The 14,196-nt window shown below is 44.7% G+C and carries 13 protein-coding genes; 6 read left to right on the top strand and 7 right to left on the bottom strand.

All coding sequences use genetic code 11. The features are described from left to right. Nucleotides 1-24: 24 nt before the first annotated feature. The 4 genes from MHM87_RS13770 to MHM87_RS13755 all read right to left on the bottom strand — a co-directional run bounded on the left by MHM87_RS13770 (nucleotide 25) and on the right by MHM87_RS13755 (nucleotide 4,815). Entirely contained in the window at nucleotides 25-1,602 is a 1,578-nt protein-coding gene (locus MHM87_RS13770) for a gamma-glutamyltransferase family protein (RefSeq protein WP_168533446.1), read from the bottom strand. Between the two features lie 168 nt (nucleotides 1,603-1,770). Further along, a complete protein-coding gene (locus MHM87_RS13765) occupies nucleotides 1,771-3,036 on the bottom strand; it encodes an amidase (RefSeq protein WP_014949091.1) in 1,266 nt (421 codons plus the stop codon). Between the two features lie 181 nt (nucleotides 3,037-3,217). Beyond that, the gene (locus MHM87_RS13760; RefSeq protein WP_239259631.1) at nucleotides 3,218-3,781 is read right to left on the bottom strand and encodes a DUF924 family protein; all 564 of its coding nucleotides are present in this window, start codon (nucleotides 3,779-3,781) and stop codon (nucleotides 3,218-3,220) included. A gap of 200 nt (nucleotides 3,782-3,981) precedes the next feature. Next, nucleotides 3,982-4,815: a MurR/RpiR family transcriptional regulator gene (locus MHM87_RS13755; RefSeq protein ID WP_039230095.1), complete on the bottom strand. Its 834-nt coding sequence runs from the start codon at nucleotides 4,813-4,815 to the stop codon at nucleotides 3,982-3,984. A gap of 426 nt (nucleotides 4,816-5,241) precedes the next feature. On the opposite strand from MHM87_RS13755, the gene MHM87_RS13750 reads away from it, so the two are divergent. Then, a complete protein-coding gene (locus tag MHM87_RS13750; protein WP_014976215.1) occupies nucleotides 5,242-5,868 on the top strand; it encodes a CPBP family intramembrane glutamic endopeptidase in 627 nt (208 codons plus the stop codon). A gap of 47 nt (nucleotides 5,869-5,915) precedes the next feature. Further along, nucleotides 5,916-7,169, top strand: coding sequence for a mechanosensitive ion channel family protein (locus MHM87_RS13745; RefSeq protein WP_239219798.1), 1,254 nt, complete (start codon nucleotides 5,916-5,918; stop codon nucleotides 7,167-7,169). Nucleotides 7,170-7,322: 153 nt separating this feature from the next. Here the strand turns inward: MHM87_RS13745 and MHM87_RS13740 are convergent, their stop codons facing one another. From MHM87_RS13740 to MHM87_RS13730, 3 genes are all read right to left on the bottom strand, one after another. Beyond that, a complete protein-coding gene (locus MHM87_RS13740) occupies nucleotides 7,323-8,420 on the bottom strand; it encodes a DUF3080 family protein (protein ID WP_275443704.1) in 1,098 nt (365 codons plus the stop codon). An 80-nt stretch (nucleotides 8,421-8,500) separates the two neighbouring features. Next, on the bottom strand, nucleotides 8,501-9,250 hold the full coding sequence (locus tag MHM87_RS13735; protein WP_239259627.1) for a pteridine reductase: 750 nt from the start codon (nucleotides 9,248-9,250) through the stop codon (nucleotides 8,501-8,503). 122 nt (nucleotides 9,251-9,372) lie between these two features. Continuing rightward, on the bottom strand, nucleotides 9,373-10,257 hold the full coding sequence (locus tag MHM87_RS13730) for a fructosamine kinase family protein (RefSeq protein ID WP_239259625.1): 885 nt from the start codon (nucleotides 10,255-10,257) through the stop codon (nucleotides 9,373-9,375). A 449-nt stretch (nucleotides 10,258-10,706) separates the two neighbouring features. Here MHM87_RS13730 and thrS point away from each other — a divergent pair, with 449 nt between their 5' ends. The 4 genes from thrS (at nucleotide 10,707) to rplT (ending at nucleotide 13,965) form a co-directional block, all read left to right on the top strand. Continuing rightward, nucleotides 10,707-12,623, top strand: coding sequence for a threonine--tRNA ligase (gene thrS, locus MHM87_RS13725; protein ID WP_239259623.1), 1,917 nt, complete (start codon nucleotides 10,707-10,709; stop codon nucleotides 12,621-12,623). A 111-nt stretch (nucleotides 12,624-12,734) separates the two neighbouring features. Next, nucleotides 12,735-13,274: a translation initiation factor IF-3 gene (gene infC / locus MHM87_RS13720; RefSeq protein WP_075176350.1), complete on the top strand. Its 540-nt coding sequence runs from the start codon at nucleotides 12,735-12,737 to the stop codon at nucleotides 13,272-13,274. 118 nt (nucleotides 13,275-13,392) lie between these two features. After that, nucleotides 13,393-13,590, top strand: coding sequence for a 50S ribosomal protein L35 (gene rpmI / locus MHM87_RS13715; RefSeq protein WP_012518091.1), 198 nt, complete (start codon nucleotides 13,393-13,395; stop codon nucleotides 13,588-13,590). An 18-nt stretch (nucleotides 13,591-13,608) separates the two neighbouring features. Further along, complete coding sequence (gene rplT, locus MHM87_RS13710) at nucleotides 13,609-13,965, top strand: 50S ribosomal protein L20 (RefSeq protein ID WP_012518092.1); 357 nt, start codon at nucleotides 13,609-13,611, stop codon at nucleotides 13,963-13,965. Nucleotides 13,966-14,196 lie beyond the last annotated feature (231 nt).

Genomic DNA, 14,196 nt, shown 5'->3' with positions numbered 1-14,196 from the left:
TGCGTCTTAGCCACTGGGAATAAACTAGCGATGTCCAAAGTAGGCTTTGCCGTCACTTCTTGGGTCGCTTGCGCCGCTAACCGTACCTTCTGTGTCGCGAATAATTGCACCAGCATGACCCATGAGTTCGTTGCAAGGATCTACCGTCACCATATCGTGGCCCCGTGCCAGTAAGCTCTCACCCACATACTCAACTAAATCTCGCTCTGCTTTTAAATTGTGACTCTGATCGCCCCATGTTCTACCAAGTAGCCAACGGCCTAGGGAAATAGCCTTGGCGATAGGTTGGTCGTGGTACACATGACGAGCAAACAGCGCCGCTTGGGTTTGAGGCTGACCTTCACCACCCATGGTGCCGTAGCTCATGCGTCGACCGTCAACAAGCTCAGCGAAAGCGGGGTTAAGTGTGTGAAATGGTTTTAAGCCTGGCGCCAAATATTGGTTACTGTTTGGATCGAGTGAAAACGAAGTGCCACGGTTGTTCCACACAATGCCTGTTTGCGGGCTCACTACGCCCGAGCCGAACTCCCAATATAGCGACTGTATATAGCTCACCATTCGACCTTCAGAGTCGCAGCAACCCATCCAAATAGTATCGCCGTGCTTGGCTTCATGGGGCCAAGGAAGTGCTTTATCTAAAGAAATGTTCTTCACCATTTCATCAAGTACATCATCACTTAACAGGCTTTGTAAGTTAACGGGCGTACGAGACGGGTCGGTAACGTTCGCGTTGCGCGCAATAAAAGCTTGTTTTGTGCACTCGATAAGTAAATGCACCATGTCAGCATCGGTGCTCCCTAAATGCTGAACTTTGTCGTACAGGGCTAAAATAATGAGCGACGCCACACCTTGTGTGGGCGCCGGCAAGTTATAAAGCTTGCCTTTGCTGGTGGACACTGACAATGGCTCAACAATTGTCGCTTTGTAATTGTTAAAATCTTCAAGACGAATAGGGGAGCCGGCGGCTTCTAAGTCTTCAGCCAGCTGTGAAGCTAACTCACCGTGATAAAAATCATCTAACCCTTTTTCTGCTAAATGCTTCAAAGTTTCAGAGAGCTTTGTTAGCTTTAAAATTTTACCTTTTTTAAGGGCTTTCCCCTTTATCAAAAACTGAGCGAAATTTTCATCCGCACTTAGCTCTTCAAAGGTTTTGTTGCTGGCATCCACCAAGCTCTGGGTAACTTCAATCCCCCAGTTAGCTTGACTAATCGCCGTATCGAACAATGTGCTTAACGGTAAACCGCTTTGCCATTTGTGACTTAATTCAAGCGCGGCTTGCCAACCAGCAACTGCGCCTGCCATGGTTAATGCTGACTTTCCGCCTCGGCTAGGTATGGCATCGCTACCCTCGTAGAAAGAAGGTGTCGCGCCCTTTGCTGCTACGCCAGATGCATCAATGCCAATCGGCTTTTTACCAGGTTCACTGATTAGCCAAAATCCATCACCGCCCATGCCATTCATGTGCGGGTATTCAACCGCGATAGAGGCTGCAGCAGCTACCATAGCTTCAATAGCGGTGCCGCCTTTTTCTAATATGTTTAAGCCCACTTGCGATGCCGCAAAGTGAGGGGCAGTAAACGCTATATTTGGTTTTTCACTCATTTTTAATTCCTTCAAAAACTCGGCAACCGCGCAGTCAGTTTAAGCCCAAATCAGGCAAAATGACGGGCGCTTAGGTCTTACTTCCGCTTTCTAGTTTCAACTTGAATGCGATAGGGCGCTAATGCTTTTTTTAAGTGCAACTTAAAAAAACAGGCGCGCTTTACACGTTTAGCGAGTGGTTAGCTTTTTTGCTAACGCGAGAAGTGCAAGATCGTTGCCTTTTTTGCCCACTAGCGATAATCCGCATGGGGCGTTGTGTAGGGTAAACAACGGCAAATGAAGTTGGGGTAATCCCGCAAGCCCAGCTATCGCCGTGAGTGCGAGCAGAGCGTTTCTATCATTTGCCAGCGTTGTTTCATCGGCATCACATCGAGGTGCTACACCGGGTGTCGTGGGAATAATCAATACATCTATTTCTTCAAACAGCGTGTTTAAATGATTGATTACCACAGATTGTTGCGCTTTAGCTTGTTCTACTTCTTGCGTTGTTATGGTTTTACACCAATTCAAGCGCAACATTATATCTTTGGCGATATCGGGTTGAGTGTATTCAATCCATTCGCCATGTTGCTGCCATATTTCATTGCCCTGTAAGGTACGAAAGGTAGCGGCAGTTTGTAAGGTTTTTAAATCTAGCTGTGTCTCTGACAATACAATACAGTCGTTGTTATCAGCCAGCGCTGCAAGCCATGTTTTGCACAGCGATTTGTGAGCGGCCTGCTCAAATAAATGCGCTGCTATGCCAAATCGAGGCGAACCTGATATTTCACTTTGTGTTGCGCTATCTATGCAGACATTGGCAACTTTAGTCAGCGTGTTTAGGTCGCGTGTCATCCAGCCCACGGTATCAAACGACGGAGCAAGTGCCACCATATTGTCGCAGGCCACAACGCCGTGCGTGGTGCGAAGCCCCCATAACCCTTGATAGCTAGACGGTACGCGAATAGAGCCGCCGGTGTCGGTGCCAAGCCCTATGTCGGCAAGGTGCGCGCTAACGGCCACCGCTGAACCTGACGAAGAACCACCAGGTATATGAGCTGGTGCCACTGGATTTACCAGTGTTTCGTAGTGCTTATTCTGCCCGTGTAAACTGTAGGCAAGTTCATCAGTGATGGTTTTGCCTTTGAACGTGGCACCCGCTTGAAGCATCTTTGCTACGCAACGATTTGTGTTTTTCGGAATCGCGTGTGTGGCTAACCAATCAGGATTTCCTGCTGCAGTTGGCAATCCTTCAATGTGAAACAAATCTTTCACTGCCAGACCTAGTCCGCTAAGCGGCAATTTACTTTGACTTTTTGCCTGATTCAGCGCTTTTCCTGACGCCGAAAATGCGTCATCTTTAACACTACCGTCAAGACTGAATGCGATTTCTAGGTTTTTAATTGCCTGTGTGAACTTGGCATCACAGGGCTTCAGTACAAAAGGAGAGCTCACAGCGCGTTACTTATTCGTTATTGTTTCTTTATTCGTCTTTAGATTAATGAAACAACTGTTTCATTAAAAAGTCAAGAGAAACGAACGTTACTTCATTGGGCATTTTAGTACGTACATTATTCTCTGTGAGTTACATAATTGGTAAAGCGCTGAGTAAATCGTTAAAAAACTAGATAAGTTGCTAGAAACCTTGGGGGTTTTGCTTCAGGTATGCAACTTCTTCTGGTGTCGACTCGCGCCCTAAAGCTCGGTTGCGGTGGGGGTAGCGGCCAAACATTTCAATTATCTGTTGATGGCGCTTTTCAAAGGTGAATTCTCTTTCAAGGCCTTCTTGTGAAAATAGTTCCAATGCGACGTCGTGGATTGCGAGTGATTCACTATGCATAAACGGCATATACAGAAACGCGCGCTGCTGCGGTGTAAGTACTTTATCGGCTTCAACACTTACCGCTTCTTGCGCAAGAACCAAAGCAATGCTGTCTGCACTGAATGCATCTTTGTCATTGCGATGAATATTTCGCGAGAATTGATCGAGAAGAATTATTTCGGCAAGACGACCGGTAGCCGTCGCTCGCCAAGGCCACAACTCGCCCTTTATGGCTGCTGCGCGCAATTTTGAAAATCGCGAAGTGATCGTTTTATCTAGTGCTGCATCTTCCTTAAACCATTGCTCTGGGGAGAGTTCTCCAAACCAAAAGTCTAGCACACCGTTAGCTTCTTCCATGACTACTTGCGTTTTATCCATATCAACTCCAACCACACGCTTTTAGCAGTGAAATTAAATTAACAGGTACGTTTTTATGCATTAAAACCCAAAATAAGCGTTGTGAATTAATACTTATACCCATTTTTAAGCGCTTTAGTTCCCTTTACGCTTGCAAAATAACAATTCTCTGCTATCCGCTCTCTTTATAGTATTGCTTAAAAAGTGTTTTGTGGGAAGGGTTAACGCTTTGGACTTTCTAGTTCATCCATTTGAATGTAGATGTCAGTAATAGCGTCGACGCGGTCTGCGGCCTGGCTTCCTAATACTTCGTAGGTAAGGTTACACAGTGATGCAACCAGGCTCATTGGAGCCGCGTAACTATCAAAAGGCGAATCACTGCCAATGTGGGTAACCAGCAGGTGGTCGACATCGTGACGATATCCTTGCCCCGTTGGATCGGTAATTAATACGGTTTTACAGTGTTTAATGCTATTTAAAACAAACTTGAATTGTCGGGTTCTACGACGAAAACCAAAAAGTACGACAAGATCATTTTCGGTTAGGTCGATAATATCTTCACTAAGTGTTTGACCGGGCTGGGGAAGCACACGGACCGACGCACGAATTTGTTTGAGTTGCTGCCTAAAATGAAGTGCAATGGGGTAGGCGTTTCTAAAACCAATCAAGGTGACTTGGCCTGCTGATGCCAGCAATTTAGCAATATCTGTCAATGCCTCTGAGGAAGTGCTATCAAATGTATTGGCCAAATTCTTACTATCATTCTCATGCTGAAGTACGCCACTTGAAGGGCTTACAACAGGCACGCCTTGCTCACGTAGCTGAACAAGCGCCTCTTTAGCTTGCTGGTGCGAGTCAAAACCCAGCTGGCGAAAGAAGCGACTGACTGTGGCCTTTGACGTCCCCGTTTTTTCTGCAATTAAAGACGTAGATTGGCTTAATACTGCGATAGGATTCTGCTGAATATAATGCGCAATAGCCTTGCCCGAAGGGGACAAAGAGGCATAGTGGTTTTCAATTTGCTGTAAAACGTCGCTAGGGCTATTTTTTGTCATTGGTATCGCCTTATACATCTTATGCAATTATTTCACGACTTTTGTGCGATATACAAACACTACCTGAATTCAACGCGTTCACGTACTTCAAAATAGATTTTTCGAAGCCGTTTATTGAAGTAGAACACTATAATAAGCGTTGTTGCTCATTACTAAAAAACGCTTACAAGTTTCCACTACTCTTAAAAAACCTTATCTATATAGAGAGTTACGAATGCGCAGTAAAGTATAGGGCTAAAGTAGCACTTAATTAATCACTCATGCTTTGCAAATTGGCACTACACTTTCATAGACATAAACCGTAAAAATTCACAAAAGTGTCATCGGTTGGTAATTATCTTGTTGGTTTAGCATCGATTCTAGTTAGTAAAAACGTTTGGGGAATAGATCAGCGAACCTAGCATGATTGAGAGAAAGAGGTGAGTTGTGGCAAAGCTGTGGTCTGAATTGATCTTGCTCTTTGTGGTGATTCCCTTTGCCGTTCTCTACTGGATAAAGCATTTTGCAAATTATCTCATGCCTATTTTAGGTGTTATGGGACTTTGTTGCTTAGCTATCTTGTTAGCAGATAAGCAATTTAAACGCATTAAATTGTGGCATTGGGAAGACTATCGAACGCATTTAAAAAGTACGCTAAGGTTATTTTTGCCTTGGGCGAGCTTACTGGCGCTGGTAGTTTACTTTTTTAAACCGGAATTGTTCCTACATTGGCCTATGAACCAGCCATGGATGTGGGTAGCTACATTATTGATTTATCCGTTAGTGTCGGTCATCCCGCAAGAGATCATTTTTCGAACGTACTTTTTTCACCGTTACAAGCGAATACTGCCTTCGAAATATGCAAGGTGGGCCTTAAGTACTTTTTTATTTGGTTTAGCCCACTTAGTGTACGGTAACTGGATTGCTGTAGTCATTTCTTGGATTGGCGGTGGCATTTTCGGTTATAGGTATATGCAAACTAACTCGACGCCCGTGGTGGTTATAGAACACGCTATATGGGGCAGTTTTTTATTTACCATCGGGCTGGGATCTTATTTAGTTATCGCGTCGTAGTTATTTATATTAAAAACCGAAACACATGAACGCCAAGGAGTGAGGTGATGTTCAGTGCGCAACAAATATTACAGCCCTCTATTTTGAATAAGCGAACGGGGCTTTCTTTCTCGCAAACCGACAGCGAACCTTTTATACAAACTTTGCTTCAACAAAGTGACGAAGGTGGCGCAATAAGCAGTTTATCAAGTGCACAGTCGCTACTCTCTCAGCTTTGGGAGAACTTTGTTTATCGTTTACCGGGGTTGGCGCTAGGTTTAGTTATCATGGCGGCGTTTATCCTTTTAGCGCCACATATTGCCAAGGTTTTAGTTAAACCGTTAACCCGTACGACCACATCTCCACTGCTGCGCTCAGTCATTCAAAGAAGTGTCAGTTTAGTCTTAATTTTACTCGGTATTTATCTATTTTTGTTCTTAGCTGGGCTCACTGGTTTTGCAATCGCGGTGGTGAGTGGTACAGGTGTGGTGGGGCTTATTCTTGGTTTCGCCTTTCGCGACATCGCAGAAAACTTTATTTCTAGTCTACTGCTTACTATTCAACGCCCTTTTAGAATAGGGGATATCGTACAAATCAACGATTTCACCGGCATCATTCAGAAAGTTACGGCACGTGCGACTACACTGGTGGATTTTGACGGCAACCATATTCAAATACCTAACGCGACTATTTACAAAGGGGTAATCAAAAACCTTACGGCCAACCCGCTAATGCGAGGGCAGTTTGTTATTGGCGTTGGCTACGATGCTGATATACAACAGGCGCAGCAAATTGCACAAGAAATTACGTCAGCACAAGACAACGTGTTAATCGACCCTGAACCGCAAATTCTTATCGACGAATTAGGCCCCTCGACCTACAACATCAAGGTTTATTTTTGGGTGGATGTAGAGAAAACGAGTGTACTAAAAATGGCGTCGGTGCTGATGCGTAAAATCACCCAAGCCTTCTTAGAGGCGAATATCAGTATGCCTGATGACGCGAGAGAGCGCATTTTCCCTGAGGGTATGGATATTTACCACGCTTCCGAGAAAGACGCTTCAAGCGCTAACTCTTCAGAAAACGTAGCAAATGAGTTAAGTGAAAGTACGACTGAACAAAAGAACGTAAAAAGTTTTGATAGTGAACAAAATAGTGGAGAGGCCACAGAAAATCGAAACGAGAGGTCAAGCGCTAAAGGGGCTGGAACAACGCGTCCACAGGAATCGAAAGTCAATGATGATGTGTCTTCCGAAGCCCATGAGATTCGAGAGCAGGCCCGTAAGTCGAGAGACCCGGAAGCAGGAGAAAATATTCTTTAGCATTTGTTATGTGAAGGATTATTGGAATGTGTAATTTGCCCTCTTTTCAAATCTAGAAGGGAACCGTGCAAATTGAGCGTGCTTCGGCAAAGCTAGCCAGAGGTGAGGAGATGTTCAGCAAAAGCTGGGCTGGTGGATTTGCTCGTCGCGCTATTAAATAGGCGCGACGGGCGATAGATTACATCTACCAAGGAATCCTTGCCATAAGTTGACATGCGCTTTCATTACGCTGCTGTATTGGTTGAATCCGTCTTGTGACTGTTGCCTGATGTAGCGTTTGAATTCCTCGTGCAGCGACGGCTGCGCAAGCCACTCTTCCCATAATGGCGCTAGTTTGTAGTGGTATTGATTTACCAAGCTTCCTACAGGTTGAATTTCCTCAATAAAAAAAAGATAGAATACATTACGCAATATTTTTGCTTTGTCGCTGGCGCGGCCTTCTGGGCAGCTTACCGCATCAAGCTCGGTTTCAAGCATATTTGTAAGCAATGAGAGGTTTTGCGTTAAGGTTTGTTGTGTATGCCAAAGTGTAGCGGGTAACCTGGCTGAGCGTATAATTTTCAACTGTTGTTCAAGCTCGCTGCTCTCAATAATACTCTCACTATTATTTTCATTCGTAGCCTCTGTTTCTGTATCGCTCGGTGCTGTATTTGAGAAATACATATCGCTCAAGAGCACTTCTTTGTTACTTAAGCTATTGATGTAATAAAGCGCGTTTACGCTAGAAAGTGTGTCTTTATTATTTTCAACTGAGAAAAGACGTTCAGGTGTATTAAGCGCCAGACGCAACTCTTGGCTCCCTTGGACTAGGTTTGCCCAGGTTTTACTGTAGTTTTGTGTCTTTTGTTCACGCCACGATGCGATGGTTGCTGTTAGTGCCGCGTTTCTCTGGTTAGACTCGTTTTCTCTCGTGAGCATTGCTTCACAGCTTTTGAGTACATTAAGCAGCTTGCTCTCATAAACAAGCCGCTGTGATGGCAGCTGACTTTTTCCTAGCGACGTATTGCGTTCGGCAACCACTGTGCCTAACTCACAATCTTGCAGCGCATAAAACTCGCGTAAGTTTATACTCACGCCCTCAATAGTGTGTTTAAGCGTGGCGGAGTCAGCAAGTTTGGGAAGCGGGGTGGTGATCTTATCGTTAAACGAATCGGGGAGGGGCGTATCGAGTACACGCGAGAGTCGTGCGGCGTAATCGTCAATGCTTTGCTTTACGGTACTACCGCCAAAACAGCCTAGCAAAGCAAACATAGCAACGCTGATGACACCAGCGCGGCAAGCGTTTCTTAGTTGCGAAACTTTTAGGTGCCATGGTTTTACTTGGGAAATATTCACGCGGAGGCACCAGTATGAAGTCCGCGCCCTCCATCGACATAAATGATTTGTCCAGTAATGTAAGGGGCCGATGCTAAGAACGACAATGTTTTAGCAATATCATTTGGTGTACCTAGTTCACCCAGTGGAATACTTGATATCAGTTTGTCTTTTTCGTCCTCATCCATTTCCCGTTCTGGCCACAAAATTGCTCCTGGCGCAATACCATTTACGCGAACGTTGGGGGCTAAGTCTATAGCTAACGATTGGGTTAGTGAGGCAAGACCGGATTTAGCAATAAGGTAAACACTGTGTTTGGGGAGTGGACGGTCGATATGCATGTCGACCATATTGACAATGCAGCCTTCATTTACCGCTAATGCTTGTGCCAATGCTTGTGACAAAAACAATGGCCCCTTCACGTTACTGCCTATCAGAGATACCCAGTCGTCTTCTGAAATTTCGCCCACCGGAGTGGGGTAAAAACTAGAAGCATTATTTACTAAAACGTTTATCTGACCCCAAATGCCTAATGCTCGCTGCCCAAGTGCACTTACTTCGTCTGAATTACAAAGGTTGGCTTGGAGACAGGTAGCAGAGTCCTCCCGGTGACTATTTAGCTTTTCAGCCAGTGCAAGTGCCTCGTCTTTAGAATGCCCATAATGGATAATAACGCGATAGCCTTCGCTATGAAGCTGACACGCCATGGCGGCGCCAATTCGCTTTGCTGCCCCGGTTATGAGTGCTACAGGGCCTGAGTTTGTCATAATAAAAGCTACTCTCTATTTTAAATCGACTTATATCTATTTACAGTTTGCGGTGCTTTCTTTCCTAATCCGCAGGTAAAAAGGCTGATGGGCAACAAATGCAAGCGAATTTGTTTGTTACATTAACGCTTGTAAATGTCGTCTAATATTTGTTTTGCTTGCGCTATGTAGTGCGCGCCAAATAATAACCCGTGATTTAAAATATGGTAAAGCTGGTAAATTGGTTTTCTTAAGCGGTAATTTTTTTCGATTGGGGTGTGGTGATGGTAACCCTCAAAGAATGATTGGGGAAAGCCACCAAACAATTCAGCCATGGCAAGGTCGGTTTCGGCGTCCCCAACGTACACCGCTGGGTCGAATAAGACTGGCCCTTTCTTGTTAAATCCCGCGTTACCCGCCCATAAATCGCCATGAAGTAGTGAAGGATGAGGTTGATGTAAGCTCAAGAGGTGTCTTACTCGAGTAACAATATCGTCTATATTGCCATCTTCGCTTTTCCATGTACCAATTGATGCCAAGCGTTCTAGCATACTACCAATCCGTTTTTCTGCAAAAAAGTCAGCCCAAGACGCCATTCTTCCATTGGTTTGTACACTGGCACCAATGTAATTGTCATGCGGCCATCCATAGCTGGTGTAGGCATTAACCGCATGAAGTGCAGCGAGTTGCTGTCCTAAAATGAAATAGTCATTATCAGTGGGTTCAATAAATCGAACGTGAGAAAGTACCAAATATTCCATATTAGGCGTTTCATTGGTTGTAATTCCATGGCAAATGACTCGCGGGGAAGCAATGGTTTGCGTGTTAGCGATGGCCGCTAGTCCTTCGGCTTCATGAGATAATTGCTGAGTATCATCATATTTGCGGGTTTTAACAAAGTAGCGATGGGTCGTATCTTTTATGATGTAACTTTCGTGTGTATCTCCGCCACTTACTCGTTCGGCTTTTTGGCAGCTAAAAAACTGCTGGGTTTCATCTGAAATATGCTCGCTGATAAAATGCCACATATTGCACGCTCTGCTTGTTTTAATGCTTTTTTCAAGGCGATTGGAGTGTTGAGTGACTCTTTCCTATGGCACACTAGAACACCAGCGAAGAGCCAGTCCAGCAACCTTTATCGCCTTACACTAAAGTATGGGATAAAAACGGTGAAATGCATAAATTCCTACTCAAAATCTTCTTAAACGAAATCAAACCTTCACAAATTAGCCAATAAAGGCTTTTCGATATTGAAGTTGCCCCTACACTAGTTATAATCCACCACTTGCTTTAATACTGAGAAAACTCAGTAAGTTCGACGCGTGTACGTTTTTACTGTACCTAATTTGCTGTGCTTACATGCTGTAATTCGGTCGATGCAAATAAAGTAAGTTTCGAGTGCTAACAAGCACGTTTAAATTTTTTTAAAAAAATGCATGTGGCGCAGAGTAGGCGTCACCACTGTAAAGGAATTAAAATGCCTGTAATTACCCTTCCTGATGGAAGCCAACGCGCTTTCGATAATGCTGTTTCTGTATTAGATGTTGCGAATGATATTGGCCCTGGTTTAGCCAAAGCAACCATTGCAGGAAAAGTAAACGGTGAGTTAGTTGACGCCGTTGATATGATTGACGCGGACGCACAACTTCAAATTATTACTGCAAAAGACGATGAAGGTTTAGAAATTCTTCGTCACAGTTGCGCGCACTTGTTAGGTCACGCTATCAAACAACTTTGGCCTAACACCAAAATGGCTATCGGCCCAGTTATCGACAACGGTTTCTACTACGATGTTGATATGGAAGAAAGCCTAACCCAGGAAGATTTAGCCAAACTAGAAAAGCGTATGCTTGAACTGGCTAAAACCAATTACAACGTGGTTAAGAATAAAGTGAGCTGGCAAGAAGCACGCGACGCATTTGAAGCGCGCGGCGAAAGCTACAAAATGGAAATTCTTGATGAGAACATCAGCAAGGACGACCGCCCAGCACTGTATCACCACGAAGAATACACAGATATGTGTCGTGGCCCTCACGTGCCAAACATGAAGTTCTGCCATCACTTCAAACTGATGAAAGTGGCAGGTGCTTACTGGCGTGGCGATAGCGACAACAAAATGCTTCAGCGTATTTACGGGACTGCGTGGGCAGATAAAAAGCAGCTTAAATCTTACCTACAGCGCTTAGAAGAAGCTGAAAAGCGCGACCACCGTAAAATTGGTAAAGCACTTAACCTTTTCCATTGGCAAGAAGAAGCGCCGGGTATGGTGTTTTGGCACAACGACGGTTGGTCAATTTACACCGAGCTAGAAAGCTATGTGCGTAAGAAGCTTCGTGAATACGATTATGACGAAGTTAAAGGCCCATTAATGATGGACCGCTCGCTTTGGGAAAAATCAGGTCACTGGGACAAGTACGCTGAAAACATGTTTACGACTGAATCTGAAAAGCGTGAATATGCCGTTAAGCCAATGAACTGCCCAGGCCACGTACAAATTTTCAACCAAGGTTTGAAATCGTACCGCGATCTACCTCTTCGTATGGCTGAGTTTGGCTGCTGTCACCGTAACGAACCATCGGGTGCACTACACGGTCTAATGCGAGTTCGTGGCTTTACGCAGGACGATGCTCACATTTTCTGTACTGAAGAACAGATCCTAGAAGAGGTGAGTGGCTGTATTAAGATGGTGTACGAGACATACGCTGCGTTTGGTTTCGAAAACATCAAAGTTAAGTTGTCTACTCGCCCAGAAAAGCGCGTAGGTGCTGACGAGATTTGGGACAAATCAGAAGCTGCGCTTGCAGATGCACTTAAAGCTAATGACATCGAGTTCGATTATCAGCCTGGAGAAGGTGCGTTCTACGGGCCGAAAATTGAGTTTACGCTGCACGATTGCTTAGACCGTGCATGGCAGTGCGGAACCGTACAGCTAGATTTCTCAATGCCAGGTCGCTTGGGCTCTACTTATGTAGCAGAAGATGGCGAACGCAAAGTACCGGTTATGATTCACCGCGCTATTTTGGGTTCACTAGAACGCTTCATTGGAATATTGACCGAAGAATTTGCAGGTTTCTTCCCACTCTGGTTGGCACCTCAGCAGGTTGTGGTAATGAATATTACCGACAAACAAGCTGAATATGCCTCAGATTGTGTAAAAAAACTGCAAGAATTAGGTTTTAGAGCAAAGTCTGACTTGCGAAATGAGAAGATCGGCTTTAAAATCCGCGAGCACACTTTGAAGCGTATTCCGTATATGCTAGTTGTGGGCGATAAAGAAATGGAAGCGGGCGAAGTAGCAGTACGCTCTCGTCGCGGTGACGACCTAGGCAAAATGCGCCTGGAAGACTTTATTGCCATGGCTCAACAAGAAGTTGTTGAAAAGACGATTAAGTAGTTGAGCAAATTGTGTATAATACACAATCAAGGTGTCTGCTTTTGGTTTTACTTTGGGTCAACCGACCTCCCAAAAGCAGACAAAAGAATTAAATGTTTGGAGGAATAGCACATTAAAGGCGCTAACAACAAGGCTCAGGGCGACAAAGCCCGCATTAACGATGAGATTAAAGCCAGAGAAGTAAGATTAATTGGCAAAGACGGTGAACAGGTTGGTGTGGTTTCTTTAGCAGAAGCTACTCGTAACGCAGAAGACGCGGGCCTAGATCTAGTAGAAATCAGTCCGAATGCCGAGCCGCCAGTCTGTAAAGTTATGGACTATGGCAAATTCCTCTTCGAAAAAAGTAAAGCTCAGAAAGAGCAGAAGAAAAAACAGAAGCAAATTCAGGTCAAGGAGATTAAATTTCGCCCTGGCACTGATGAAGGCGATTACCAGGTCAAACTGCGCAACCTGCGTCGCTTTCTTGAAGGTGGTGATAAAGCCAAAGTTACGATCCGCTTCCGCGGTCGTGAAATGGCGCACCAAGACATCGGTATCGATCTACTAAACCGCGTTAAAACCGATTTAGAAGATATCGCTACATGCGAGTCTTTCCCACGTCGTGTGGAAGGCCGTCAGATGATCATGGTGCTAGCCCCAAATAAGAAGTAGTAACGGTCTAAAGTTTTAAGGAATCTGCACCCTTAAACACCTTGCTGCTAAACATTAACCGGTATGAAGTGACTGCAACACGAAAAATACCGATATTAAACAATGCGGAGTTTTAGCAATGCCTAAAATGAAAACTGTAAGCGGTGCCGCCAAACGTTTTAAGAAAACGGGTTCTGGCCGCTTTAAAAGCAAACAGTCTCACTTACGTCACATTCTGACTAAGAAGAGCTCTAAGCGTAAACGTCACCTTCGTGGCAAAAAACTGGTTCATGACTCTGATACCAAATTGGTTCAGCGCATGTTGCCTTACGTATAAGACTTAGGAGACTGATTAATGGCTAGAGTAAAACGCGGCACCATCGCACGTGCTCGTCACAAAAAAGTCCTCAAGCAGGCAAAAGGTTATTACGGCGCACGTTCACGTGTATATCGCGTAGCGGTACAAGCTGTAACTAAAGCTGGTCAATATGCTTACCGTGACCGTCGTCAGCGCAAGCGTCAATTCCGTCAACTATGGATTGCACGTATCAACGCTGCTGCTCGTCAAAATGGTATGTCATACAGCCGTTTCATTAACGGTTTGAAGAAAGCGTCTGTTGAAATCGATCGTAAGATCCTTGCCGACATCGCAGTACATGACAAAGCAGCTTTCAGCGCACTAGTCGAAGCGGCTAAAGGCGCATTAGCTTAATTATTAACTAATTAAGTTTAAGTTCTTTCGGAAAAAGGCGAGCAGGATGCTCGCCTTTTTTCGTTTTAGTGTCCCGTCCTAAAATACGTTGACGTAAAGAGGACTTCTTTATGACAACTTCAAGTAATCAAAGACCTAAGCGCACACAGCGTGATTACACATTAGCTTTTAAATTGGGTGTGGTTGAGCGTGTAGAAAAAGGCGAATTCACTTATAAACAGGCACAAGCTC

Origin of the sequence: Alteromonas sp. Cnat3-28, from assembly GCF_022348265.1 — a bacterium.
Classification (GTDB): domain Bacteria; phylum Pseudomonadota; class Gammaproteobacteria; order Enterobacterales; family Alteromonadaceae; genus Alteromonas; species Alteromonas macleodii.
This window is presented reverse-complemented; position numbering and strand designations above follow the sequence as displayed.

What these genes read in the sequence shown, in the direction of transcription:
- MHM87_RS13770 (WP_168533446.1), bottom strand. Translation starts at nt 1,602, where the DNA reads ATGAGTGAAAAACCAAATATAGCGTTTACTGCCCCTCACTTTGCGGCA.
- MHM87_RS13760 (WP_239259631.1), bottom strand. Translation starts at nt 3,781, where the DNA reads ATGGATAAAACGCAAGTAGTCATGGAAGAAGCTAACGGTGTGCTAGAC.
- MHM87_RS13755 (WP_039230095.1), bottom strand. Translation starts at nt 4,815, where the DNA reads ATGACAAAAAATAGCCCTAGCGACGTTTTACAGCAAATTGAAAACCAC.
- MHM87_RS13745 (WP_239219798.1), top strand. Translation starts at nt 5,916, where the DNA reads ATGTTCAGTGCGCAACAAATATTACAGCCCTCTATTTTGAATAAGCGA.
- MHM87_RS13740 (WP_275443704.1), bottom strand. Translation starts at nt 8,420, where the DNA reads ATGTTTGCTTTGCTAGGCTGTTTTGGCGGTAGTACCGTAAAGCAAAGC.
- MHM87_RS13735 (WP_239259627.1), bottom strand. Translation starts at nt 9,250, where the DNA reads ATGACAAACTCAGGCCCTGTAGCACTCATAACCGGGGCAGCAAAGCGA.
- MHM87_RS13730 (WP_239259625.1), bottom strand. Translation starts at nt 10,257, where the DNA reads ATGTGGCATTTTATCAGCGAGCATATTTCAGATGAAACCCAGCAGTTT.
- thrS (WP_239259623.1), top strand. Translation starts at nt 10,707, where the DNA reads ATGCCTGTAATTACCCTTCCTGATGGAAGCCAACGCGCTTTCGATAAT.
- rpmI (WP_012518091.1), top strand. Translation starts at nt 13,393, where the DNA reads ATGCCTAAAATGAAAACTGTAAGCGGTGCCGCCAAACGTTTTAAGAAA.
- rplT (WP_012518092.1), top strand. Translation starts at nt 13,609, where the DNA reads ATGGCTAGAGTAAAACGCGGCACCATCGCACGTGCTCGTCACAAAAAA.